The sequence below is a fragment of the Enterococcus sp. SB12 genome (assembly GCF_030910025.2).
Classification (GTDB): Bacteria; Bacillota; Bacilli; order Lactobacillales; family Enterococcaceae; genus Enterococcus_B; species Enterococcus_B faecium.
Map to the genome: position 1 here is coordinate 641,851 of NZ_CP175675.1, position 22,583 is coordinate 664,433.

The window sequence follows — 22,583 nt, forward strand, 5'->3', positions numbered from 1 at the left end:
ATGATTAAAAATGTTTTTTATCTAGCTGTTTTTTGCTGTTTTATTAAGTAATAACTGTGTCCATGCTGAAGAAAAAGATTTTAGCTATGGTGAGGATGCTCCTTCTCACATTGTAGAAACTACTATTTTTGATTTTGATCAAATGAAGTTTATCACTATTTCCCCACAAGCTATATTGACTCGTTATTGGACAAGCGGATGGACAACGACTGGAAATCCTGCCCCAGCTGTTGCATTCTTCCAATCTGGAGCCTATCGAGGTTGGCTTGGAAAATATAGGGAAATGCCCCTTTCAAATGGAACTCGAGGTTATTATGAGGGATATTTTTATCACCATTCCTTACCTTTACCGATTCCTTCAAAAATAAATATCAGGAAGGAGATAATATAAGTGAAAAAATTTAAGAACTTATTTATTTTAATAATGGCTATATGGGGATTAACCGCTTTTTCACAAAAAATCCATGCTGATACAAATGATTTAAATGCTGAGGAAGTAATGAGTACTATCAATAGCAGAGGTAGTAAAGTTATCTACCACACAAGACGATCGGCTACTTTAAGCGGTCTAACAAATACAATTATATATAATGATGGTATTTATTGTGGGCAATTATATTTACAAACTTGGTCTTACGACAAAGATTTTGCTACAGGAAGATTTTGGTATGTAGGGATTATATAGAGGAACAGTCAGATCGAATGGAGGATGTCCTATCGGACGATTAAAGTCTTAATATGTGTTATGAGAATATAGAAGGATAAAACAGCACTTTTTTAGTTCATCATCAAGAGTGTTTGAATACCTCCGTCTCGAAGGGAATTTTGATATTTCCTATTTTTGATAAGAAATATTGGGAGTCGTTACTCGATCAAGTAACGACTCCCAATATCGTAGATTCTTAATTTTGACTTAGAGTTGGAGATTGTTTATTGTTAGCTTGCTTTCATTTTTTCTAGTTCACATCAAATCGATAGGATAAAGGCTTTTCTTTGCTTTTGTCTTTACGGTAGAGCCAGTAATCTAAAACCGCAGCAATACAAATACAAACTGGAGCATCTTCATCATTTGAGACATCCAATACATAGTAATCTCCTGAAAAAAGTGTTGCTTTATCCATTTTCATGATTTGCTGATTGAAATGATGGATTTGATATTGATGATTATAGATATCACCTTGGACTGTCCAGTGAAGTCTACGAATATAATAAAAGTCACCGGGCCAATTGAATATTTTCTGCATGGTTCCCACCTTTTCGAACTCTTTATACAGCTCAAAACGCGTACCGAATGTCAGGCTTATCTGCTTGATGTGAGCAACGAGATCGCCATTCATGGCATAAAGAGACAAGGCATCGCCCTTTGTTCCCCAGCGACCAACCATCAAAAACAGGGAATGTCCTTTTTCGTTTTTGACAATTGTCCGAGTTGCACGTCCAAGCTGCTTTTCCTGAATGAAAAATTCTGACATCTATATCCCTCTTTTCTAGATAAAACTACAAGTCTTCTGCAATCGCGCGCAATATGGCTTTTCCTACGCCAGATTCAAGGTTGGTGTCCGTTGTATATTTGGCATAATCTTTTACTTCGATTTCTGCATTTCCCATTGCGAAACTGACTCCTGCTACTTGCAGCATGCTGACATCATTGAAGTTATCGCCAATCGTCATGACTTCTTCTAAAGAAATCCCACGCTCGTGAGCGACATGGGCAACAGCAATTCCTTTTTGAGCGTTTTTATGGTTAACTTCGATATTGTTTTGACCAGAGGAAGTAACGGCTAGATCGCCTAAAAGAGAAATCTGCTTTCCAACTGGACCTAATACAGCTGGCCCTTCTGTATGAAAACAAATAATTTTTAAAACTTCCAGATTCTTTTCTTCCAAAATAGCACGAATACTGTCCACGTATGTGATGTGCAATAACTCCAGCTTAGCTGAGGCCATGGCAATCGCCATTTTATACGTAAGGTGAGGTAAATGGGTAGCCACCATGGAAGCAAAACTTTCAATTCGTTTCGCTTGATTTTCAGAATAAAGACCATCGTTGGTTGCTACTTCATAGTAAATACCGTTAGCATCTAGAATATCTAAAACAGAGATTGCTTGATTATTTGGAATCGACACGGTAAACAATGAATTTCCTTCTTTATCAAATACCTGTGCCCCGTTCAAAGTGATCATCGCACAATCGATTCCTACCTCATCTAAAGCTGCGCGAGCTTCTTGATAGTTTCGACCAGTAGCGACCATGAACTCAACACCGGCATCATTTGCAAAACGTATCGCCTCGGCATTTTCAGGAGAAACACTCATATGGGCATCTAATAATGTGCCGTCCATATCTGATGCAATTAATTTGATCATAATGATTATCGTTCCTTTCTGCTTCTTGTTCCTAGTTTACCATATTAATCAAGTGCGGAGGGTGAAGATTGTCCCTTGTGATTGAAGAAAATGTGAGTTATTCTTTTTATTAGGAGGTGGAGTTTTTGAAAGAAATCATTCATAACAGTTGGCAAGAAGTTTTGTCCTCAGAATTTTCAAAAGATTATTATCTGCATCTAAGAGAATTTTTAAAAAAAGAATATGCGTCCCAAAAGATCCATCCAGATATGTATCATATCTATGAAGCATTGGAATTGACTCCTTATGAAGAAGTTAAAGTGGTGATTTTAGGACAAGATCCTTATCATGGAGAAAATCAAGCTCATGGCTTATCTTTTTCTGTGCAACCTGGCGTAAAGATCCCGCCATCGTTAAGAAATATCTATAAAGAGCTTTATGATGATCTTGGAATCGCACCTGTTCAACATGGAAATCTAGTGTCATGGGCTAAACAGGGAGTCCTTTTACTCAACACCGTTCTTACCGTTCGGGAAGGGCAAGCGTATTCTCATCGCGGGAAAGGTTGGGAAAGATTAACAGACACGATCATTGAAAAATTAAATGAACGGGAAAAACCAATCGTGTTTATCTTGTGGGGAAAACCGGCACAAGAAAAAATCAAAATGATCGATAAGAGTCGCCATATCATCATAACATCTCCACATCCCAGTCCGTTATCTGCAAGTCGTGGCTTTTTTGGTTCCAAACCCTTCTCGAAAACGAATGATGCGCTCCTTGCGTTAGGAGAAGAACCGATTGATTGGCAACTGCCTGAAACAGTGTAATAAAACAGCACTTTCCTGTTATAGTGCAATTCGCTTTGTATGTGAAAAACTTAATTTTTCCAGCATTTTTGACTGATACAGATAAAATAAACTGTTCTTTTTTTCTGGAATAGTGTATGATAATACATATAAAAACGTCTGGAGGTCATCTTGTGGAATTGTTTGATAGTTTAAGATTTAAGATTGTTCGCCGTGGGATCAAAATCGTTTTCCCGGAAGCTACTGATGCTCGTATTTTAGGCGCAGCTGCCCGGTTGAAAGCAGAAGAACTTGTGGAACCCATTTTAGTAGGGAACGAAGAAGAAATAAGAAATGCAGCGCATGCCAGAGGAATCAAAACATCTAGCTTTACGATCATCAGCCCTGATAATTACGATAAGTGGGATGAAATGGTGGATACTTTTGTTGAACGCAGAAATGGAAAGGCATCCAAAGAACAAGCAGAAAAGATTTTAAAAGATGTGAATTACTTTGGTACGATGCTTACGTATATGGGGATTGCAGACGGAATGGTCTCTGGAGCGATCCATTCGACTGGCGACACTGTTCGCCCAGCACTTCAGATCATCAAAACAAAGCCTGGCATCAGTCGGACAAGCGGAGCGATGATCATGGTACGTGGAAGAGATCAAGAAAAATATGTCTTTTCGGATTGTGCGATCAACGTGAATCCAACTGCGCAAGAATTGGCTGAAATCGCCGTAGATTCTGCAAAAACAGCAGAATTGTTCGATATCGAACCAAAAGTAGCAATGATGAGCTTCTCGACAAAAGGCTCAGCGAAATCGCCAGAAGTAGACAAAGTAGTTGAAGCAACTAAAATCGCTAAAAAACTAGCGCCACAATACATGATCGACGGCGAATTGCAATTTGATGCTTCTTATGTTCCTTCAGTTGCACAACTGAAAGCGCCAGATTCAGAAGTAGCTGGTCAAGCAACAGTCTTTGTATTTCCAGAATTGCAGTCAGGAAATATCGGCTATAAAATTGCTCAGCGTTTCGGTAACTTTGAAGCAATCGGACCAATTCTACAAGGCTTGAACAAACCGGTTTCTGATTTGTCTCGTGGAGCAAATGAAGAAGATGTATATAAATTATCGATTATCACAGCAGCACAAACATTGATTGATTAACAAATACACGCGAACTAGCCAAAAACAGCAGCTGCTGTTCTTGACTAGTTCATTTTTTCTTTAAAAAAACTTCATTACGCGATATACTGGCAAAAAGAAAGAAGAGCGGGAGAAGATGAAAAATGATCGAACTATCAGGATTAACAATGACAGAACAATTCGCAGAGGCAATTGGTCATTCCGCAATGCCAGGTGACAATCTGATATTGACTGGTGATCTAGGTGCGGGTAAAACAACGTTGACGAAAGGAATTGCCCAAGGATTAGGGATAACGCAAATGATCAAAAGTCCGACATACACGATTATTAGAGAATATAGTCAAGGACGGATTCCGTTGTATCATATGGATATTTATCGGGTAGCAGCTAGCGGAGCAGATTTAGGGTTAGATGAATATTTTGAAGGTGATGGGCTTTCCGTTGTCGAATGGGGAAATCTATTAGAAGAAGCACTTCCGGAGGATTATTTGGAACTGATTTTAGAAAAAAGTGATACAGATTTAGAAAAACGGTATGTGAAACTAATCTCATACGGGGAGCAAAGTGAAACCTTCAAACAGCGAATTCTAGAAAAATGGGCTGAAAATCATGAGTGAAGAAGTTGGGATCATCTTGCGGGAAGCAGTGCCAGGAGATGCAAAAGACATTCTTTTGATGATGGGACAAGTCAATAAGGAGACAGAATTTTTAGTTTTGGATGAAGCAGAACTCCTGTTACCACCAGAAACCTTAGAAGAAGAGTTGGATTATATATACGAAAGCAATAATAATTTATTGCTGCTTGCAATCTATGAAGGGACGATTATTGGAACAGCATCTGTCAAGGCAGACAGTCAATTTCGTTTGTCTCACGTGGGAGAAGTCGGTATCAGTATTCTGCAGGAATATTGGGGAATGGGACTAGGCACTCTTATGCTAGAAGAAATCATCAGTTGGGCGAAGGAAATGGGTGTACTTTTTCGATTGGAGCTTGACGTTCAAGTTCGTAATGAAAGAGCCGTACACCTTTACCGAAAAATGGGCTTCCAAATCGAAGCGGTCATGCCTAGAGGGGCAAGAACAGATCTAGGCGAATTTTTAGATGTATATAAAATGAGTTATTTGATTGAATAGAAGAAATAGGAAAAGAGTGAGAAACTGTCATCCTTTTGAGAAGGCAGAAAAACACACGAAGGGACTATGACAAAATACGTGTCACAGCCCCTTTTTCTGAATAAACGGTGTTCAATCAGCTAACCTTCGGTATTAGCTCAAAAAACAGCAAAATATGAGGAACTATTTTGCCGTTTGTTTCTCTAATACTCAGATCAAAACGCTGATTTCACAACATCTTGGTAAACGGTGTTCAAAAGCTTGCATCTGCGGTAATAAGTCCAACCAAATGAAAAATATCAGAAGCTATTTTTGTTTGGCTGTTCTTATTACTTGATGCAGAACAGCTTTTTCACAACCTCTTCCTTATACGGTGTTCTCCTGCCAGCTCCTCGGTCACCAGTCACAATATTTAATAAACATGAGGAGCTATTTTTTGAAATTTCTCCTTGTGACTCGGAGTGAAACGGCAGGCTCACGACCTCTTTGTGTGTTTCATAAGTATTCTTTTACTTTATAGTCACAAGTTTTTTCAATGGATCTGTCCCGAATTTTTTTTCTTGATAAAGCAGGATTTCCGCACATGCACGACTATCTTCCAATGCATCATGGTGATGATCTAATTGGATGTTCAAATTTTCGCACACAGTGTTCAATCGATGATTTGGAAATTCAGGAAACAAGCGACGGCTACTTTTCACTGTACATAAAGAAAGATAATTAGGCTGTTCAAGATGATAATAATCTAAGCATCCCGCTAAGACCTTTGTATCAAAAGCAGTATTATGTGCAACGACTAAACGATTTTTTTGAAAATATGGTTGGATAGTTTGCCAGACTTCTGGGAATTTCGGCGCATTGCGTACGTTTTCTTGATGGATTCCGTGAATTTGGACATTTCGCCAGAAAAAAGGAGTCTCAGGCTGTATCAATGTATAGAATTCATCAACGATCTGGCTGTTTTTTACCATGACTAGCGCAAGAGAACAAGCACTATAAGGCTGATGATTGGCAGTTTCAAAATCCATGGCAACAAAATTCATTTCTGTAAAACCTCCTTGGGAAATTACTGTAACATACTTTTGAAAAAAGCAAATAAATTTAACAAAAAACATAGAATTTTTTATGTAATATTTGTTGAAAAAAGCTAGTTTTTGAACTTATTCCTTGTGATTTGGAGTTAGATAGGGATCATGACTTCTCGGTATTAAGTCAAATTTATGCAAAGTTGTGAGGAACCATTTTCAAAAAAATTTCTTACGACTCGAAAGTAGGCGACTTTTTCGCAACCTCTCCACTAAACGGTGTTCAATCAGCTGACTCTCGGTATTAGCTCAAAAAATGGCAAAATATGAGGAACTATTTTTCCATTTGTTTCTCTAATACTCAGGTCAGGACGCTGATTTTACAACCTCTCCACTAAACGGTGTTCAATCAGCTGACCCTCGGTATTAGCTCAAAAAATGGCAAAATATGAGGAACTATTTTTCCATTTGTTTCTCTAATACTCAGGTCAGGACGCTGATTTCACAACTTCTCAATAAACGGTGTTCAAAAGCTTGCATCTGCGGTAATAAGCCTAACCAAACGAAAAATATGAAGAGCTATTTTTGTTTGGCTGTTCTTATTACTTGATGCAGGACAGCTTTTTCACAACCTCTCGATAAACGGTGTTCAAAAGCCAGTTTCTCGGTATTAAGCCAAATTTATGCAAAATGTGGAAAGCCATTTTCACAAAATTTTTCTTAATACTCGAAACTAAACGACTTTTTCACATCCTCTTTATTTCAAATCTAATTCTACTGGACAATGATCACTGCCCATAATATCCGTATGGATCTTTGCATCAGCTAGTCTTGGCTCTAAATCTTTGCTCGTCAAAAAGTAATCGATCCGCCAACCAGCATTGTTTTTTCTTGAATTGAATCGGTAGTTCCACCAAGAGTAGACACCTTCCTGGGTTGGATAAAAATAACGGAATGTATCGATAAACCCGTTATCCAACAGTCGAGAAAGAGCCGCTCTTTCTTCTGGAGTGAATCCAGCATTTTTTTGATTCGTTTTCCAGTTTTTCAAATCAATCTTTTGATGAGCGACATTTAGATCCCCACACACGATGACTGGTTTTTGTTTTTTTAGATTTTCCAAATAATTATAAAAGGCTTCTTCCCATTCTAATCGGTAATCTAAACGTTTTAATTCGCTTTGAGAATTTGGCGTGTAACAGGTTACAAGAAAGAAATCGGAATATTCCAAAGTAATCAGACGGCCTTCTGTATCATGGATATCGATACCCATTCCGTAAGTGGCATTCAATGCTGGTTTTTTAGCAAAAATCGCTGTGCCGGAATAGCCTTTTCGTTCTGCGTAATTCCAATATTGATAATAACCTGGAAGATCTAAATCAATTTGTCCTGCTTGGAGTTTTGTTTCCTGCAGACAGAAAAAATCGGCGTCTAACTCATGAAAAACTTCTAAAAAATTTTTATTTACGATGGCACGAAGCCCGTTTACGTTCCAAGAGATAAATTTCAATAAAAGCACACTCCTTCGAATTAATTTCCTTACCTTTGCGATACTATTGTACCTCATTTTAGTAAAAAATGGTGTAAGATGAAAGTAACTAAATGATCCAGGAGGAAAGTCGATGAAGATTGGTGTAATCGGTGTAGGGAATATCGCAGAAAAAGCATATTTACCAACTTATGCGAAAAAACAAGGAACACTTGATTTTTATTTTGCAACAAGAAATAAAGAAACAAAAGAAAGAATTCAAAAAGAGTACGGGTTCCAACATCTATATGAAACGATCGATGAGCTTTTAGAAGAAAAAATCGAAGCATGTATGATCCACGCAGCAACAAAAGTACATTATGAATTAGCCAAAAAATGTCTAGAAAATGGTATCCATGTTTATATTGACAAACCACTGAGTGTCCATCTAAATGAAGTTCGTGAATTGCAAGAATTAGCTGATAAGAACCAAATAATTTTGATGATCGGTTTCAACCGACGCTTTGCTCCTATGGTAGAAGAATTGAAATGTATCCCAGATAAGCGGTTGATCCACCTGCAAAAAAATCGAATAGCGGCAAAAGAAACGACAGAATTCGTCCTTTATGATTTGTTTTTACATCTTATTGATACAGCTGTGTATTTATTAGATGAACCTATTTTGAGAACAAAATACCAGATAAGAGAAACAAAGGAATTTTTGGAATATGCCATTTTACAATTAGAAACACAAAATCAAACGGCTATTTTAACGATGGATTTAGCAAGTGGCGCTAATATAGAAAAATATCAAGTAACAAGTAAAAATGGTACTTATGAAGTAAACGATCTGACCCAGCTTGTCATTCAAGATGCTGATGGAAAAAAAGTGAAAGAATTTGGCGACTGGACAAACACGCTAGTCAAACGCGGGTTTGAGCCAATGGTAGAGGCCTTCTTTTCTCAGATCCGTTTAGGTAAATCGGAAACAGAATTGCTTAAACAAAAAGAAGTTGTAAGAAGTCATGAATTATGTGAGGAAGTGCTTAAAGATCACTACCGTCATCAACTTTGAACAAGACTGGCAAGATTGTATTAAGCGTGATAGAATAATGAGGACGTTTGAGAAAAGAAAGGAAAATCCTCAGTGAATAAAGAAGAAATAGTTGAAAGCTTAGCCACGATTACTATATTGTTTGATGAACCATTGATGAACTATACGTTTACGAAAACAGGTGGACCAGCTGATGTCCTTGCATTCCCGAAAAAGCAAGAAGAAGTAAAGCAAATCATCGATTATTGCCGAATCCATGATATACCTTGGATGGTATTAGGAAATGCAAGCAATCTGATCGTTCAAGATGGCGGGATTCGCGGTGTAGTCATCATGCTGACTGAAATGAAACAGATTCATGTCAAAGGAACGATGGTCATTGCGGAAGCAGGTGCCTCACTGATTGATACGACTTATGCAGCTTTGGCAGAATCATTGACTGGATTTGAATTTGCTTGCGGCATCCCGGGAAGTGTCGGTGGAGCGGTTTATATGAATGCAGGTGCGTATGGCGGAGAGATCAAAGATGTTTTTGCTGAAGTGGATCTTTTGCTTGAAGATGGAACATTGAAAACTTTGACAAAAGACGAAATGGTATTTTCTTATCGTCACAGTAAAGTCCAAGAATTACGTGCTATCGTATTGGAAGCTCGATTCAGTTTGCAAACAGGGGATTATGAAGCAATCAAAGCAAGAATGGATGAGTTGACCGAATTGCGTCAATCAAAACAGCCATTAGAATACCCTTCATGCGGAAGTGTCTTTAAGCGCCCAGTTGGACACTATACGGGTCAGCTGATCCAACAAGCAGGATTGCAAGGCCTGAAATGGGGCGGTGCACAAGTCTCTGAAAAACATGCTGGATTCATCGTCAATATCGATCATGCGACAGCGACAGATTATATTGAATTGATTGCGCACATCCAAGAAGTAATCAAAGAAAAATTTGATGTGTCTTTAGAAACAGAAGTGCGGATCATTGGAGAAAAACAAGCAATATCAGAAACAAGCAGAAGTTTAGCCAATTAATAAGTAATGGAACTTAAAATAAGTAAAAGAGCAGGACGGTGGCCGCCCTGCTCTTTTTTGTGGTTGTTTACGCAAATGGCGCAAATCTTGTACATTTTAACACAATAAAACAAAAAATATAAAATATTTCCTCATAAATTTTTCCATTTTTTGAAATATTCTCAAAAAAAAGATAAAAAATGAGAATAACTGATGAAAAAACAAGCGTAATCCATCATAAAATCAGTATAGGTGAAGAGATGAACTTTCATCTGCATATCAAGTAATTGGTATGAGGCATTTTTTGAGGTGTAGGATATGAAGTTGGATTACCTTATAGAAGAGGAAGATAGAGAAAAACTGCTGCTAGCTAGATATTTAGAATTTGAGAAAAAGAATTATGTAGTGCTACCTAAGTTATATGAAACATTAGGTTTGTCTAAATTTAAAACAAGAAATTATATCATAGAATTAAATAAAGAATTTACTGAATTCAAAACAAAGCCAGAGATCCAAATTTCAGAAGAAGCAGAGATCCATGTCGAACGTCTGAATTTGACGGATATCAAAAATTTAAGAAGAATCTACTTTTAACGATCAAAAATTGCTCGACTGTTAACGGAGATCGTGGATTCAAAAGTAACGATCGAAAAATTTGCAGAGAATCATTTTTTAAGCATATCAAGAGCCTATGTAAAAAGAAGAGAATTAGTCTCTTTTCTTGAACAGCATCAAATAAAGTTAAAAAAAAACATATTAGTTGGGGAAGAAATAAACATACGGAACGTATTATTTGGGGTATATTTCGGGGTCTTTAATGGTTTTTCTATGCCATTTAGAGAAAGCGTCATGAATGAAGCAAAGAGTATCGTGCAATATTTTGAATATCTGTTCAATTTAAAACTGTCTGAAACAAAACGAATCAAATTCAATTTGCTAACCACTATTAGTTTGTTGAGGGCCTATGGGAATCAACCAATCGGAAAACGTTTCTTTTCAGATGAATACTTTAAGAGCTCAGAAGGAATGAAGATCATCAAGGATTTATCACATATTTCTTTTCTTCATATCCCTAAAGAGCAGATCATTGATGAGATTTCTTATATCATGTTGTTTTTGATTACGGAAGAAGAATTTGAATTAGATGGCGCATTTGGACTTGCGGAAGCTCATTTTCATGATATCCACATGATTAGTCAAAAAATGTCAGTGGAATTGATTGATCAATTACCATTTTCGATTGAAATCTCTGAAGAAGAAAGACTATATATACGAAAAGAACTTCGTATGGGTATGATGCATGTCAATCGAAAAAATTGGATATTCGACTTTGAGATGACTAGCTTTACGTCTAAAAAGCAGCTACAGTTTTTCTTCGAGACGTATCCAATATTCAGTACAGCAATCCAAAAGGTCATACAAGAGAATAAACGCTATTTCTTGGGAAAAGATGAACGTTTCATGATTCGCTTATTTTATGATTATCTCTTTTTATTGGTCGGTATTTGTCCGGTATCATATTTTGAAGCACCGATTCATGTCTGTATTGATTTTTCGCAAGGATCTGCTTATACCGATTACATTATTTCTCAAGTGAAAGGATTTAAAAATTACAATATTGTGATTGAGAGTCGAATCACTTCTCGTACGAATATTTATTTATCTGATTGTTTACTTGAAAAATTTAATAAAGAACAGATAATTTGGAAAAATCCACCGACTCCAGATGACTGGGAATATTTTGGAAATATCATCATCAGAGAAAAAAATAGACATTTAACTGATAAAATCAGCTAGTATTTATGGATGGCAGCTTTGTCTCACATATTTATTAGATGATTTATGTTTTTTTCAAAGAAAAGGTAACTAGATATAACTAGATATATTACTTAACAAAATTAAAAAGTACATAAGTTATTATTCCGATTTTCTTGAAACAATAAAAAATCAAAAAAAATACTCTCCTAATAGTCCATCTTCTTTTGATTTTATTTATATAATGAAATCATCTTATGAAAATTACTACTTCATGTTTAGACAAGAGTAGGGAGGACTAAGAATAAATGTGTTCAAAAAGACGTTCAAAACAACTAAATAAACACGCTTGTCGTTTAGATAAGGAACGGTCGTGTTCTGAAAAACACTACGTTAAGTTTATGATGCGCACGATGCTGATCAGTTTATCTGTAGGTGTCTATATGCATGTACCCGTTCAGGCAACGGCACAAACCATCAAGGTCGTACGCACCTCTGTTTCTGAGACCACTGATTCCCCTATCACTATTACTCATACTTTCACTGATGCAAATGGAAAACAGCTACTTCCTGCATTGACTTCCTATAATAAAGTCAGTTATCCTCCAACGATAAACCACTACTGGTTAATTCCTAACAAAACATTATGGACATCGGAAACCGGAAGCAGTGTGCCGCTTTCTATCTTTTCCGATATGACTGATCCTACAAAAGGTGATCAGTTAAAACAGATCACTGATATTTTGAATCATGCTTTGACAGATATAAAGGACGGTGGAAGCGCACAAGTTTCTTATGTATATGAAAAAGATTATTCACAGTTTGAAGGAAAGAAAATCGATGTTCTGGCAGGGACAAAAGTTTCGATATCTGATCTGGTAGAAAGGCTGAAGAACGCAGATGGAACACAAGGAGATATGTCCAAAGTAATTTCAAACAATGGGAATATCGTGGATACGACTAATACAGGAACATCTACTATTTCCTTGTCCTATTTTGATCCAATTGCTTTAAAAACAAAGACTGCATCTGCTGTGATCCATGTTCGTGCTGATCAAACAGCTATCAAAGGAAAAGATCTTCACTTAAGAACAGGAGAGAGTTACGCCACTAAAGATCTTGTTGAATATGTAACAAAAAGCGATGGAACTTCAGGAAATAAAGAAGAAATCAAAATGAACGGGACAGTAGATACTACAACTCCGGGAGAATATCCCGTTGTATTAACTTATATAGACTCGAAAACATCAAATGTGGCAGAAACAACAGCTGCAGTTTATGTAGAAGCATCTGCTGCTTCATCGACTGTCATCACTCATTTTATAGATAGTCAAACAAATAAAGAACTTCAAGCAGAAACACATATGAGTAGTGTAAATCGTATTCCTGATTTGCGCCTACCTGCTGAATTTTCTGATCGAGTGCCAAATATAGATTTATCGACTTATGAACAAGACGGAAAAGTCACTTCTATTTCTGATTGGATGCAAGCAAACGGATTAGACAGAAAAAGTCACTGGTCGGAGATCCTTGAAGTACTTCACTCAGAACTGATGAATAACAGGAAGCAATCAGGAGGGGAAATTACCTTTACTTATGTTTATATACCAGACAATCGTTCATTAGAAGGCCATAATCTTATTGTTCATCCAAACGAAAAAATAAACAAAGAAGAGTTGATCCAATCAGCAACAAATTCCTTAGATAAACCCGTACCGTTAAAGGATGTATCGGTTACAATCAATGAAGTACCATTGGAGGATGGTTATTTGACCAAACAAACAGGTGATTTTACGATTATGTATAGTTATCATGACCCGTATTCACTCCAAGAACTCCATGCTCAGTCACTATTACATGTTTTACCATTAAACAAACAGATAGATCAAAAAGAACAAAAAAGACAAGAAGAAAGCTTGTCAGAAAAAAAACAACAAATGGCTCATGCAGTTTCTCCAACAGGGAAAGTAAAACAAACAAGAAGCCTAGAGTTAGCAAGAATATCTAGAAAAATCTCAGAATCTAATAAAACGATAAGGCAAGAAGCTCATTTGGCCCCACAAGTTTCTGGATTGGAAAATGAAATTTTAGAGCCTAAAATAAAACAACAATCAGAAAAAGAATTTGTTGCTAAACAGTCGGAAGATCAGAATGAATCAGATGACCAGAAGGAAACGAAGAAAAAACGCTTGTCAACTATTGATTCCACCGATGAGCATCTGCAGCCGCAAGTACCACTTCCTAGTCCGGGAACACCCGCACCTGGTGGAGGTATTCCTTCTTCTTCTGCTTTAGGAGATTTCATGCGAGGTATGGCAGGAACATGGGTATACGCTAATCGAAATGAATTTGGCGCAGATGACTGGTTCTGATTTATATCTCTATCTGTTATAGTCAAATAAGTAGCTGAGTCATATGTTATTTGGCATAATGGAGACGAGGAGGGATAGAAAAATGTTAGATAAAACGTTACCTTACGCAGAAATCTGGATGACAAGACCACTTCAACAAAATGTTCCAATCACGCCTTTAGCGGAAGGTTTTGAATTTCGATTTTATCAAAAAGAAGATGAATCTGCTTGGGCGGAGATTGAGACTTCCGTTGGGGAATTTCAAACGACAGATGAAGCACTTGAGTATTTTCAACAAAACTTTGCTCCTTATCCTGAAGAACTTGAAAGAAGGATGTTTTTTGTAGAGACAAAAAAAGGAGAAAAAGTAGCAACCTGTACCGCTTGGCGAAAAAAATCAAGAGAGCAAGTGTATCCGGTTTTTCATTGGTTAGCAGTGAAACCAGATTACCAAGGAAAAGGGCTCGCAAAAGCATTGACTGCCAGAGTCTTGCAAGAATTTCCTACCCTCCATACGGACGGACCAATCTATCTTCACACACAGACATGGAGCCATCAGGCGATTGCTCTTTATAAAAAAACGGGTTTTACTTTTATTGCTGAAAATCTAGACGGCACACCTAATCCAGATTATGAAAAAGTTATGCAGGTTTTAAGTAAATTAGATAAATAACGAAATGGTGAAATAAGTCCTCAGTATTGGGATAAAAAACGAAATAGTCATTCCTCATATCTTACTTTTTTGAGTTAATACTATCGGATAACTAATGGCATGCCATACATTCAAAAAAGAAGGGGCAGTGACAAAAGTATTGTCACTGCCCCTTCTCTTGTTTTTTAGCATGTTTTATCGTTTGATTTTTTTAGGAATAAAATTCTTGATGAACGTAAATTTTTGGTAATCGTTTCGACTATAGAGGTAACCAAATACACTGAAAACAACTGCTCCAATAAAATTAACAAATAAATCCTTCATAGTATCCATGATTCCCACGTCTAAGTAACCATTTTGGATGATTGTTTTATCTGTTTTACCATCTGCATTTTGATTTTCAATGATTGTCCGAGTGATATCTGGAACATGATAGACAGTGTTTCCGTCTTTACTTAACTCCACACTATTGATTTGCTGGATGATCGTATCTTTTTGCATATCGAATTGCAGTAATTTATCTGCTGAAAATTCCACAAACTCCCACATAACACCAACTGTCATCGAAAAACAGAAGGAAACAACCGCTAGTAATAAAGGAGTCAAGTTCATGGTTTTTGTATTTTTATTGAGCAAATAAACAAGGGAAAAGCCGACACCCCCAGCTAAAAATCCGCTGAATGCATGTAGAAAAGTATCCCACATTGAAAAATAGCCATAAAAATCACTTAACTCTCCTAAAACTGTTGAACTAAAAATAAAAGATAACAAAATGATTTCTAGCATATTTGGAATCTGTATCTTTAATATCTTTTCCAGAAAATAAGGGATTTCAAATAAAATTAGTGTCAGTAATAAAAGCATTGTATTTCCCCAGTGTTGGTTCCAGACCTGATCCACTAGCATAATAACGACGATGATACGTAATAAAATATAGATTCCGTTTGTGATTCTACCTGCAGTTTTTGTACTGTTCGTAAAAAAGGTTTTCAAATGATTCATAAAATAACTCCTTCATGTATATCCTTAATTATACTAAGAAGCGTGTGTTTACCAAAGCTATATGACTTAAAGAAAAACAGAGTTGATATTGTGAAAAAAATCACTTAATATAGTATAAGGAGAAAAGGGGGATACAAATGAAAAAATTAGTTGCTGGTTTATTAACAGCCGTTGCACTTCTTGCTATGAGCGCATGCGGCGCAGATCAGAAAAATACAGCGCAGACAAGTTCTAGTACGAAGGAATCTGCCGAAGTATCATCAGGCGCTTCTGAACAAGTATATACAGATCCAAAAGAAATGAAAGAATCTTATGATGTCGTGATTATTGGAGCTGGTGGTGCAGGGATGGCAGCAGCTATCGAAGCAAAAGATGCTGGGTTGAATCCAGTAATTTTGGAAAAGATGCCTGTTGCCGGAGGAAACACATCTAAATCATCAAGCGGTATGAATGCTTCAGAAACAAAATTTCAAAAAGAAGAAGGAATCAAAGACTCGAATGATGCCTTCTATGAAGAAACGCTAAAAGGTGGTGGAGGAACGAATGATAAAGAAATGCTTCGATACTTTGTCGATCACTCTGCTGATGCGGTCGATTGGCTAGATCAAAACGGTATCAAACTGGACAACTTAACGATCACTGGAGGGATGAGTGAAAAGAGGACACATCGTCCGTCTGATGGCTCGGCTATTGGTGGATACTTAGTGGAGGGGTTATTGAATAACGTCCATGAGCGGGAAATCCCTATTTTTGTCAACGCAGATGTGACAGACATTAAGAAAAATGGGGAAACGGTCAATGAAGTGACTGTACATGTTCAAGGAGAAGAACCAAAAGAGGTCACCGGAAAAGCAATCGTAGTTACCACAGGCGGTTTTGGTGCCAGCAAAGAATTTATTGAAAAATATCGTCCCGATTTAGCTGATTATATTACGACAAATCAAGAAGGATCAACTGGAGATGGTATCACCATGATTGAAAAATTAGGCGGACAAACCGTTGATATGGATAAAATACAAATTCATCCAACTGTGCAGCAGGATGAGGGGGTCTTGATTGGTGAGGTTGTTCGCGGAGAAGGAGCAATCTTGGTCGATCAAGAGGGGAAAAGATTTGTCAATGAAATGGATACAAGGGATAAAGTATCTGCAGCAATTACAGCATTGCCTGAAAAATCAGCTTATTTGATTTTTGACCAAGGCGTGCGTGATCGTGCCACAGCTATTGAATTTTATGACCAAAAAGGATATGTCACAACTGGAAAGACAATGGAAGAATTAGCAGAAAAAATCGATTTACCAAAAGAAACACTAGCAAAAACAGTTGATGGATGGAATACGGATGTTGCGGAGAAAAAAGATGCTCAATTCAACCGTGCCACAGCCATGGAACATGACTTATCGTCTCCGAATTATTATGCGATCAAAATCGCACCAGGAATCCATTACACGATGGGCGGTGTGAAAATCAATACGAACACTGAAGTATTAGATAAAGAAAACCAGCCAATTAGGGGGTTATATGCTGCTGGTGAAGTCACAGGTGGCTTACATGGAAACAACCGGATCGGTGGAAATTCAGTTGCGGAGATCATTATTTTTGGGCGACAAGCGGGCATACAAGCAGCTCGATTTGCTTCGGAAAATGAATGAAATAGAACGTAAATAAAAAGAGGTTGTGAAATCAGCGTTTTGACCTGAGTATTAGAGAAACAAACGGCAAAATAGTTCCTCATATTTTGCCGTTTTTTGAGCTAATACCGAGGGTCAGCTGATTGAACACCGTTTAGTGAAGAGGTTGTGAAAAAGCTGCCCTGCATCAAGTAATAAGAACAGCCAAGTAAAAACAGCTTCTTATGTTTTTAACTTGGTTGGACTTATTACCGCAGATGCAAGCTTTTGAACACCGTTTATTCGGAAAAAGAGCGTGGGACAAAAGTAAAGAACACTTTTGTCTCACGCTCTAAACACGTATAAACGGCGGAAGCAGAAGAAACTCCTTCGGAAATAAGCTGGAATTCACAAAAATTTGAAAAGCAATTTTCGTGAATTTCTTCTTATTTCTTGGAGTTAAACGCTTCTGTCCCAGCCTCTTTTTTGATCAGCATGATTTTATTCAGTTATCTTCAAAATGATTTTTCCGATGTTTTTGTTTGCTTCCATATATTCATGCGCTTGTTTGACTGCGCTGAATTGGAATGTACGGTCAATGATTGGCCGAATCTTGCCATTTTCTAAAAAAGGCCCAGCTTTTTGCATAAAAGTTTGTGCGAGCTCTGCTTTATACTGATCACTTCTAGGTGTCAATAATGTACCAAGCAGTTGGACACGTTTCCCAATCAATACACCAAGGTCTATCTCAGGCACGATGGTCCCACCTAGCATACCAATCAAGACCCAACGTCCATCAACGGCTATAGAAGCTAAATTCTTTTCCCAGTAAGAAGCGCCGATGAAATCCAAAATAACATCGACTCCCCGACCTTCAGTGATTTTTCGTACCTCTTCTTGGAAGTCTTGTTTTTTATAGTTGATCAATTCATCTGCACCAAGTTCTTTACAAAAGGCGAGTTTTTCTTCTGATCCTGCAGTAACGATGATTTTCGCGTGAGAAAGCTGTCTAGCTAATTGGATCGCTGCTGTTCCCACACCACTTGCTCCTGCATGGATCAAGACAGTTTCGCCTTCTTGTAATTTTCCAAGCCAGTAAAGTGTTTGATAAGCAGTCAAAAAAACTTCTGAGATTCCAGCAGCAGAAACATAGTCTAGCGTATCAGGGAGAAGGATTGCACGATCGGCAGGCATCACAGCATATTCGGCATAACCACCTAGATTGACTAATCCGTATACTTTTGTCCCAGGAGTAAAAGTGGAGATATCACTTTTATTCTCAACTACCTCTCCAGCTACTTCGACTCCCAAAATAGGGTAGGGAGGTTTCAAAGAGACTGATTCTCTTTTCATAATATCTGTTCGATTGACAGCTGCTGTATGGACTTTGATCAGTAATTCGCCTTGTTTTGGTTTAGGAACAGGCACTTCAATTTGTTCTAATACATCTACAGAACCAGGATGCTTGATTGAAATGGCACGCATGGATCTATTCCTCCTTTGCCCATTCTTGGAATGCTGTATTCAACTCTTTGCTACCTTCAGAAAGTACTAGAGTCGTACGAGAAATATCCGTTTCTTCCACTAGAGCGGCAAGTACAGCAGCAACTGTAGAGCGAGTGATCGTTTTTGATGCCTTTTCATTAGGCTTAGTTAATTGAATGGAAGTAACTTCTTCATCGTTAGTCAATGTGACTGGTTGAAGAATGACAAAATCTAAGTTAGTTCGTTTCAGCCATTCATCTGCATAATGTTTAGTAATATAATAATCTGTCATGGACTCAGGCCATTTTGCTGGTTCATCTGCATAAACAGCACTGACCATCAGATAGCGAGAGACATGCGCATTTTCAGCTGCGATCACTGTTTTGATTGCGCCATCCAAGTCTACTTGCAGAAGATTCTTTCCTTGAGAGCCGGCAGCAAAAATCAATACATCGATGCCTTTGAATACTTCGGTCATTTTTTCCACGGACCAAGTTAAATCAAAAGAGATATACGAAACATTCTCTTTTTTTACTAATGTTTGGGAAGCAACATCTCTCACCCCTGCAAAAATTTCATGGGAACTTGGAGCTAAATCTTTTATCAGGTGTCGGCCAATTTGTCCGTTTGCACCTACAACAAAAATTTTCATTTGGATCATCCTTTCGACGTCAAATCTTTCCATTCAATAGTAACACCAAAAGAGAAAAAAATCAGAGATCGGCTACGATGACTATCAGTTAGTAAGAGAAGGGTGCTTGAAGTATCTTAACAAGACATTGCATACTGCTGCAGTCGCAAGACCTGCGACGATTCCTTCAGGTATACCACTTGTAAAAATAACCGCTAGAATAGCTGAATAAACAGCATTTAAATTTGTTCCGATGACTTTGGCATAATCTTGCTGGAATAAAAAGTAGATCATATTCATCACTAAAATCGTATTGGTCAATGAACCGGAAAGTCCAGCTAAGAATAAAGAAACGGAATCTGCTTTTTGTTTCATTAGTTTGCGCAGACCTTTATAAACGAAATAAGGAACCACCCCAATCAAGATACGAGGAATAAACGCGATCAGCAAGGCTTTCCAGCTTCCATGTTCTGTTCCGATGACTGGGATAAACGGAGAAAAGACAAAAGACAAAGGTGTTTGGATAACTGTGCTACGGATCATGCTGATCAGTCCAAATGTACCGCCAAGAAAAGCACCTAGTCTTGGTCCTAAAACGATCGAAGCAATGATTACAGGAATATGCATGGTTGTTGCATGGATTGGACCGATAGGGATAAAACCTAAAGGCGTAACAGCTAATAAAATCAAAATAGCTAAAAACATCGCAGTTAATGTAAAGTTTTTTGTATTTTTCATAAGTACTCCTTTTTTCTAAGCATTTCTTTCATTAAGAGTCAGCATGACCTGTTCGATGATCGTCTGAATATCAGCTAAGGCACCTTTTCCAAAATCTCCACAAGCTAAAAGAGATTCTCTTGGTTCAATTTCCTGATAGCCGACAGATCTCAATGTTTCCAGATTACGCTGAGTGATCGGGTTTTGATACATATTCGTGTTCATGGCAGGGGCAATCAATTTTGGTGTTCCCACTGGAAGCGCCATTGCGACTGTTGAAAGAAGATCGTCTGCAATGCCATTTGCTAGCTTGCCGATAATGTTTGTTGTAGCAGGCGCAATGAGAAACAAGTCAGCTTGTTTTGCTAGTTCGATATGATTGATTACCTGCGGATTTGATTCTTGCATGACGTCTGTATGGACTGCGCGCTTCGACAGAGATTGCAAGGTTAATGGCGTGATAAAATGTGTGCTGCTTTTAGACAAAATCACATCTACCTGGGCACCTAATTTGACAAATTGACTTGTAAGATCAGCGCTTTTGTAAGCAGAAATACTTCCAGTAACGCCTAGTAAGATCTTTTTCATTTTGATTCCTCCAGTCTAATTTTCTCAGTAATCAATGCAGCAATCTCAGATTTACTTTGAGCTTCTTCCACTGTTCCATCTTTAGATAAGAGATAGCCGTGGTGTGTCTCGCCATGGATTTCCGTCAAATCATTTGCGAAAATAAAATCAGTTTTGTTATTTATCAGACTATTTTTTGCGACTGCCAGAAGAGATTCCTTTGGTACATCTACTAATAGTTTGAAACCAATGATTTTTGCTTTTGGCTGCCATTCACGTAGATAAGAAATGATTTTTGGTGTTTTCTTCAAAACGAGCACAAGATGCTCGGTGTCAGAAGAGATCTTTGAAACAGTGGTATCTGTCTGTTCATTTTCCGCAAACCAATTGTCCAGTTCTTCTTGCGTTGAAGAAGTGGGTAGGTTTTTTGCCAGCTGTTCTTCTGAAAAACTAAAAGCAGGAGTAAAATCACTGACTGCCATACTGTGGATAATCGCATCGTAGTGTTCTTTTTTCGTTAGTGCTTCTAATTGTAAAAATAAGTCCAGTGCAGATTCGATCGTATAAATCGTTATATTGGAGTGTCTTTTCGGTTTCAGTGCTTGTTTCGTAGTCACGTAATCGATTGTGGTATCCGGATTGGCAGCTAAATAATCAGCTAATGCTTGCCCTAATCGTCCTGTCGAATGATTTGTAATAGCACGTACTTGATCGATTTTTTCAGTCGTTCCTCCAGCTGTGATTAGAATCTTCATTTATGGTCACCTACATTTACTAGTGTTCTTCCTTGGTGTGTTCCAGCAAGTAGTTTAGATGCTGTTTCAGGCAATTGATACAGAGTAATCTCTTGGACGACCAGTTCATCTGCAATCTGCAAATCCGCCATCTGTTGCCATAAAGAAAGACGTTGATCTATTGGTACATTGACAGAATCAATTCCAATCAACTGGATGTTTCGCAGAATAAAAGGCAAGACAGTCGCGTTTAGTTTGATTCCTCCAGCATTGCCACATAAAGCTACTGCACCGTTATAAGAGATCAATGGAAGAAGACTGCTTAGCTGCTCGCCACCTACTGTGTCGATGACATAGTCGATTTGCTGTTTTCCTAAAGCTTTTGTTGTCTCTGGCAGAAATTCATCAGGTCGTACGACTTGAGAAGCACCTAGACTTTTTAGCCATGTGACAGACTCTTCTTTTCTGGAAAAGGCAATGATTGACTGGAATCCTAGTTTATGTAACAGGGCTATCGCTGTACTGCCTACACCGCCAGAAGCACCAGTAACGACAACTTTTTTATCAGAGGTCATACCTTGGCGGATTAAAGCGTTCACACATAACATAGCAGTAAACCCTGCTGTACCAAAAATCATCGCTTGACGCAGTGTCATATTTTTCGGTAGAGGGACTAACCAGTCTCCTGGTACTTTTTGGTATTGGCTGTAACCGCCTGGATAGGTGACACCAAGCCCAAAACCAGTAGCAAGTACAAGATCTTCTTTTGAAAAACGTGGATTGTTACTTTGGACGACAATTCCGGATAAATCAATCCCTGGAGTCATCGGATAGGTTCGTATCACCTGACCAGATTCGCTCATTGCCAATGCATCTTTATAATTGACATCAGAATAGGCAATTTTTACCAAGACTTCATTTTCAGCCAATTCAGTAAATGGCAGATCACTGATTGCTGTATGGAAAATAGGTTCCTTTATTACCTGAAAAGATCGAAAAGCGTTCATTCGTGAGACACTCCTTTTAAAATTTTCTTTTATCATACCATAAAGCCTACTCTTTTATTCTTGTTCTTCCGTAAATTTAGACAAAAATTAGGTGAAAAATAAAAAATCAAACAACTAGA

At 37.8% G+C, this 22,583-nt stretch carries 21 protein-coding genes and 2 pseudogenes; 12 read left to right on the forward strand and 11 right to left on the reverse strand.

Annotated features, from left to right (window positions below):
- Positions 1–391 (forward strand): annotated as a pseudogene (locus RBL01_RS03075) (hypothetical protein).
- Positions 392–685, forward strand: coding sequence for a hypothetical protein (locus tag RBL01_RS03080; RefSeq protein WP_010728846.1), 294 nt, complete (start codon positions 392–394; stop codon positions 683–685).
- A 271-nt stretch (positions 686–956) separates the two neighbouring features.
- On the opposite strand, the gene RBL01_RS03085 is transcribed toward RBL01_RS03080, so the two are convergent.
- Positions 957–1,472: an LURP-one-related/scramblase family protein gene (locus RBL01_RS03085; RefSeq protein ID WP_002291449.1), complete on the reverse strand. Its 516-nt coding sequence runs from the start codon at positions 1,470–1,472 to the stop codon at positions 957–959.
- Positions 1,473–1,497: 25 nt separating this feature from the next.
- Positions 1,498–2,367 carry a Cof-type HAD-IIB family hydrolase gene (locus tag RBL01_RS03090; RefSeq protein WP_002287072.1) on the reverse strand — a complete coding sequence of 290 codons (870 nt, stop codon included), beginning with the start codon at positions 2,365–2,367 and terminating at the stop codon, positions 1,498–1,500.
- 125 nt (positions 2,368–2,492) lie between these two features.
- Between RBL01_RS03090 and RBL01_RS03095 the strand changes: the two genes are divergently transcribed.
- The 4 genes from RBL01_RS03095 to RBL01_RS03110 all read left to right on the forward strand — a co-directional run bounded on the left by RBL01_RS03095 (position 2,493) and on the right by RBL01_RS03110 (position 5,419).
- Entirely contained in the window at positions 2,493–3,173 is a 681-nt protein-coding gene (locus RBL01_RS03095; RefSeq protein ID WP_002287070.1) for a uracil-DNA glycosylase, read from the forward strand.
- A 152-nt stretch (positions 3,174–3,325) separates the two neighbouring features.
- Positions 3,326–4,306 (forward strand): phosphate acetyltransferase, encoded by a 981-nt coding sequence (gene pta / locus RBL01_RS03100; protein ID WP_002287068.1) that lies wholly within the window; start codon positions 3,326–3,328, stop codon positions 4,304–4,306.
- 122 nt (positions 4,307–4,428) lie between these two features.
- Positions 4,429–4,902, forward strand: a complete 474-nt coding sequence (gene tsaE / locus RBL01_RS03105; RefSeq protein ID WP_002287066.1) for a tRNA (adenosine(37)-N6)-threonylcarbamoyltransferase complex ATPase subunit type 1 TsaE — start codon at positions 4,429–4,431, stop codon at positions 4,900–4,902.
- Positions 4,895–5,419 carry a GNAT family N-acetyltransferase gene (locus RBL01_RS03110; RefSeq protein ID WP_002287063.1) on the forward strand — a complete coding sequence of 175 codons (525 nt, stop codon included), beginning with the start codon at positions 4,895–4,897 and terminating at the stop codon, positions 5,417–5,419. Before tsaE ends, RBL01_RS03110 begins: the two co-directional genes overlap by 8 nt.
- A 488-nt stretch (positions 5,420–5,907) precedes the next feature.
- Here the strand turns inward: RBL01_RS03110 and RBL01_RS03115 are convergent, their stop codons facing one another.
- Positions 5,908–6,441 (reverse strand): 3'-5' exonuclease, encoded by a 534-nt coding sequence (locus RBL01_RS03115; RefSeq protein ID WP_307780852.1) that lies wholly within the window; start codon positions 6,439–6,441, stop codon positions 5,908–5,910.
- Between the two features lie 739 nt (positions 6,442–7,180).
- Complete coding sequence (locus tag RBL01_RS03120; protein WP_002293820.1) at positions 7,181–7,933, reverse strand: exodeoxyribonuclease III; 753 nt, start codon at positions 7,931–7,933, stop codon at positions 7,181–7,183.
- Between the two features lie 112 nt (positions 7,934–8,045).
- Between RBL01_RS03120 and RBL01_RS03125 the strand changes: the two genes are divergently transcribed.
- From RBL01_RS03125 to RBL01_RS03145, 5 genes and pseudogenes are all read left to right on the forward strand, one after another.
- Positions 8,046–8,966, forward strand: a complete 921-nt coding sequence (locus RBL01_RS03125; RefSeq protein ID WP_002327714.1) for a Gfo/Idh/MocA family protein — start codon at positions 8,046–8,048, stop codon at positions 8,964–8,966.
- Between the two features lie 72 nt (positions 8,967–9,038).
- On the forward strand, positions 9,039–9,974 hold the full coding sequence (gene murB, locus RBL01_RS03130) for a UDP-N-acetylmuramate dehydrogenase (RefSeq protein ID WP_002287058.1): 936 nt from the start codon (positions 9,039–9,041) through the stop codon (positions 9,972–9,974).
- A 297-nt stretch (positions 9,975–10,271) separates the two neighbouring features.
- Positions 10,272–11,750, forward strand: a pseudogene (locus RBL01_RS03135) (helix-turn-helix domain-containing protein).
- A 266-nt stretch (positions 11,751–12,016) separates the two neighbouring features.
- On the forward strand, positions 12,017–14,080 hold the full coding sequence (locus RBL01_RS03140) for a bacterial Ig-like domain-containing protein (protein ID WP_010728843.1): 2,064 nt from the start codon (positions 12,017–12,019) through the stop codon (positions 14,078–14,080).
- Between the two features lie 82 nt (positions 14,081–14,162).
- Positions 14,163–14,732 (forward strand): GNAT family N-acetyltransferase, encoded by a 570-nt coding sequence (locus RBL01_RS03145; protein ID WP_002317941.1) that lies wholly within the window; start codon positions 14,163–14,165, stop codon positions 14,730–14,732.
- Between the two features lie 174 nt (positions 14,733–14,906).
- Here RBL01_RS03145 and RBL01_RS03150 read toward each other — a convergent pair whose 3' ends face one another.
- Positions 14,907–15,713 (reverse strand): hypothetical protein, encoded by an 807-nt coding sequence (locus RBL01_RS03150; protein ID WP_002330881.1) that lies wholly within the window; start codon positions 15,711–15,713, stop codon positions 14,907–14,909.
- 137 nt (positions 15,714–15,850) lie between these two features.
- On the opposite strand from RBL01_RS03150, the gene RBL01_RS03155 reads away from it, so the two are divergent.
- Positions 15,851–17,365 (forward strand): flavocytochrome c, encoded by a 1,515-nt coding sequence (locus RBL01_RS03155; protein ID WP_002287050.1) that lies wholly within the window; start codon positions 15,851–15,853, stop codon positions 17,363–17,365.
- Between the two features lie 459 nt (positions 17,366–17,824).
- On the opposite strand, the gene RBL01_RS03160 is transcribed toward RBL01_RS03155, so the two are convergent.
- From RBL01_RS03160 to RBL01_RS03185, 6 genes are all read right to left on the reverse strand, one after another.
- Positions 17,825–18,808 (reverse strand): NAD(P)H-quinone oxidoreductase, encoded by a 984-nt coding sequence (locus tag RBL01_RS03160; protein ID WP_002287048.1) that lies wholly within the window; start codon positions 18,806–18,808, stop codon positions 17,825–17,827.
- 4 nt (positions 18,809–18,812) lie between these two features.
- Complete coding sequence (locus tag RBL01_RS03165; protein WP_038809315.1) at positions 18,813–19,460, reverse strand: NAD(P)-binding oxidoreductase; 648 nt, start codon at positions 19,458–19,460, stop codon at positions 18,813–18,815.
- Between the two features lie 84 nt (positions 19,461–19,544).
- Positions 19,545–20,177, reverse strand: coding sequence for an ECF transporter S component (locus RBL01_RS03170; RefSeq protein ID WP_002317936.1), 633 nt, complete (start codon positions 20,175–20,177; stop codon positions 19,545–19,547).
- A gap of 15 nt (positions 20,178–20,192) precedes the next feature.
- Positions 20,193–20,744 carry a phosphopantothenoylcysteine decarboxylase gene (gene coaC, locus RBL01_RS03175; protein WP_002317935.1) on the reverse strand — a complete coding sequence of 184 codons (552 nt, stop codon included), beginning with the start codon at positions 20,742–20,744 and terminating at the stop codon, positions 20,193–20,195.
- Entirely contained in the window at positions 20,741–21,478 is a 738-nt protein-coding gene (locus RBL01_RS03180; protein WP_002293460.1) for a phosphopantothenate--cysteine ligase, read from the reverse strand. Before RBL01_RS03180 ends, coaC begins: the two co-directional genes overlap by 4 nt.
- Positions 21,475–22,464, reverse strand: coding sequence for an oxidoreductase (locus RBL01_RS03185; protein ID WP_010728841.1), 990 nt, complete (start codon positions 22,462–22,464; stop codon positions 21,475–21,477). The genes RBL01_RS03180 and RBL01_RS03185 overlap by 4 nt, the downstream gene beginning before the upstream one ends.
- Between the last annotated feature and the right edge of the window lie 119 nt (positions 22,465–22,583).

What these genes read in the sequence shown, in the direction of transcription:
- coaC (WP_002317935.1), bottom strand. Translation starts at nt 20,744, where the DNA reads ATGAAAAAGATCTTACTAGGCGTTACTGGAAGTATTTCTGCTTACAAA.
- RBL01_RS03185 (WP_010728841.1), bottom strand. Translation starts at nt 22,464, where the DNA reads ATGAACGCTTTTCGATCTTTTCAGGTAATAAAGGAACCTATTTTCCAT.
- RBL01_RS03115 (WP_307780852.1), bottom strand. Translation starts at nt 6,441, where the DNA reads ATGAATTTTGTTGCCATGGATTTTGAAACTGCCAATCATCAGCCTTAT.
- RBL01_RS03140 (WP_010728843.1), top strand. Translation starts at nt 12,017, where the DNA reads ATGTGTTCAAAAAGACGTTCAAAACAACTAAATAAACACGCTTGTCGT.
- RBL01_RS03090 (WP_002287072.1), bottom strand. Translation starts at nt 2,367, where the DNA reads ATGATCAAATTAATTGCATCAGATATGGACGGCACATTATTAGATGCC.
- RBL01_RS03110 (WP_002287063.1), top strand. Translation starts at nt 4,895, where the DNA reads ATGAGTGAAGAAGTTGGGATCATCTTGCGGGAAGCAGTGCCAGGAGAT.
- RBL01_RS03085 (WP_002291449.1), bottom strand. Translation starts at nt 1,472, where the DNA reads ATGTCAGAATTTTTCATTCAGGAAAAGCAGCTTGGACGTGCAACTCGG.
- RBL01_RS03160 (WP_002287048.1), bottom strand. Translation starts at nt 18,808, where the DNA reads ATGCGTGCCATTTCAATCAAGCATCCTGGTTCTGTAGATGTATTAGAA.
- RBL01_RS03170 (WP_002317936.1), bottom strand. Translation starts at nt 20,177, where the DNA reads ATGAAAAATACAAAAAACTTTACATTAACTGCGATGTTTTTAGCTATT.
- RBL01_RS03125 (WP_002327714.1), top strand. Translation starts at nt 8,046, where the DNA reads ATGAAGATTGGTGTAATCGGTGTAGGGAATATCGCAGAAAAAGCATAT.
- RBL01_RS03155 (WP_002287050.1), top strand. Translation starts at nt 15,851, where the DNA reads ATGAAAAAATTAGTTGCTGGTTTATTAACAGCCGTTGCACTTCTTGCT.
- RBL01_RS03165 (WP_038809315.1), bottom strand. Translation starts at nt 19,460, where the DNA reads ATGAAAATTTTTGTTGTAGGTGCAAACGGACAAATTGGCCGACACCTG.
- tsaE (WP_002287066.1), top strand. Translation starts at nt 4,429, where the DNA reads ATGATCGAACTATCAGGATTAACAATGACAGAACAATTCGCAGAGGCA.
- RBL01_RS03180 (WP_002293460.1), bottom strand. Translation starts at nt 21,478, where the DNA reads ATGAAGATTCTAATCACAGCTGGAGGAACGACTGAAAAAATCGATCAA.
- RBL01_RS03145 (WP_002317941.1), top strand. Translation starts at nt 14,163, where the DNA reads ATGTTAGATAAAACGTTACCTTACGCAGAAATCTGGATGACAAGACCA.
- RBL01_RS03150 (WP_002330881.1), bottom strand. Translation starts at nt 15,713, where the DNA reads ATGAATCATTTGAAAACCTTTTTTACGAACAGTACAAAAACTGCAGGT.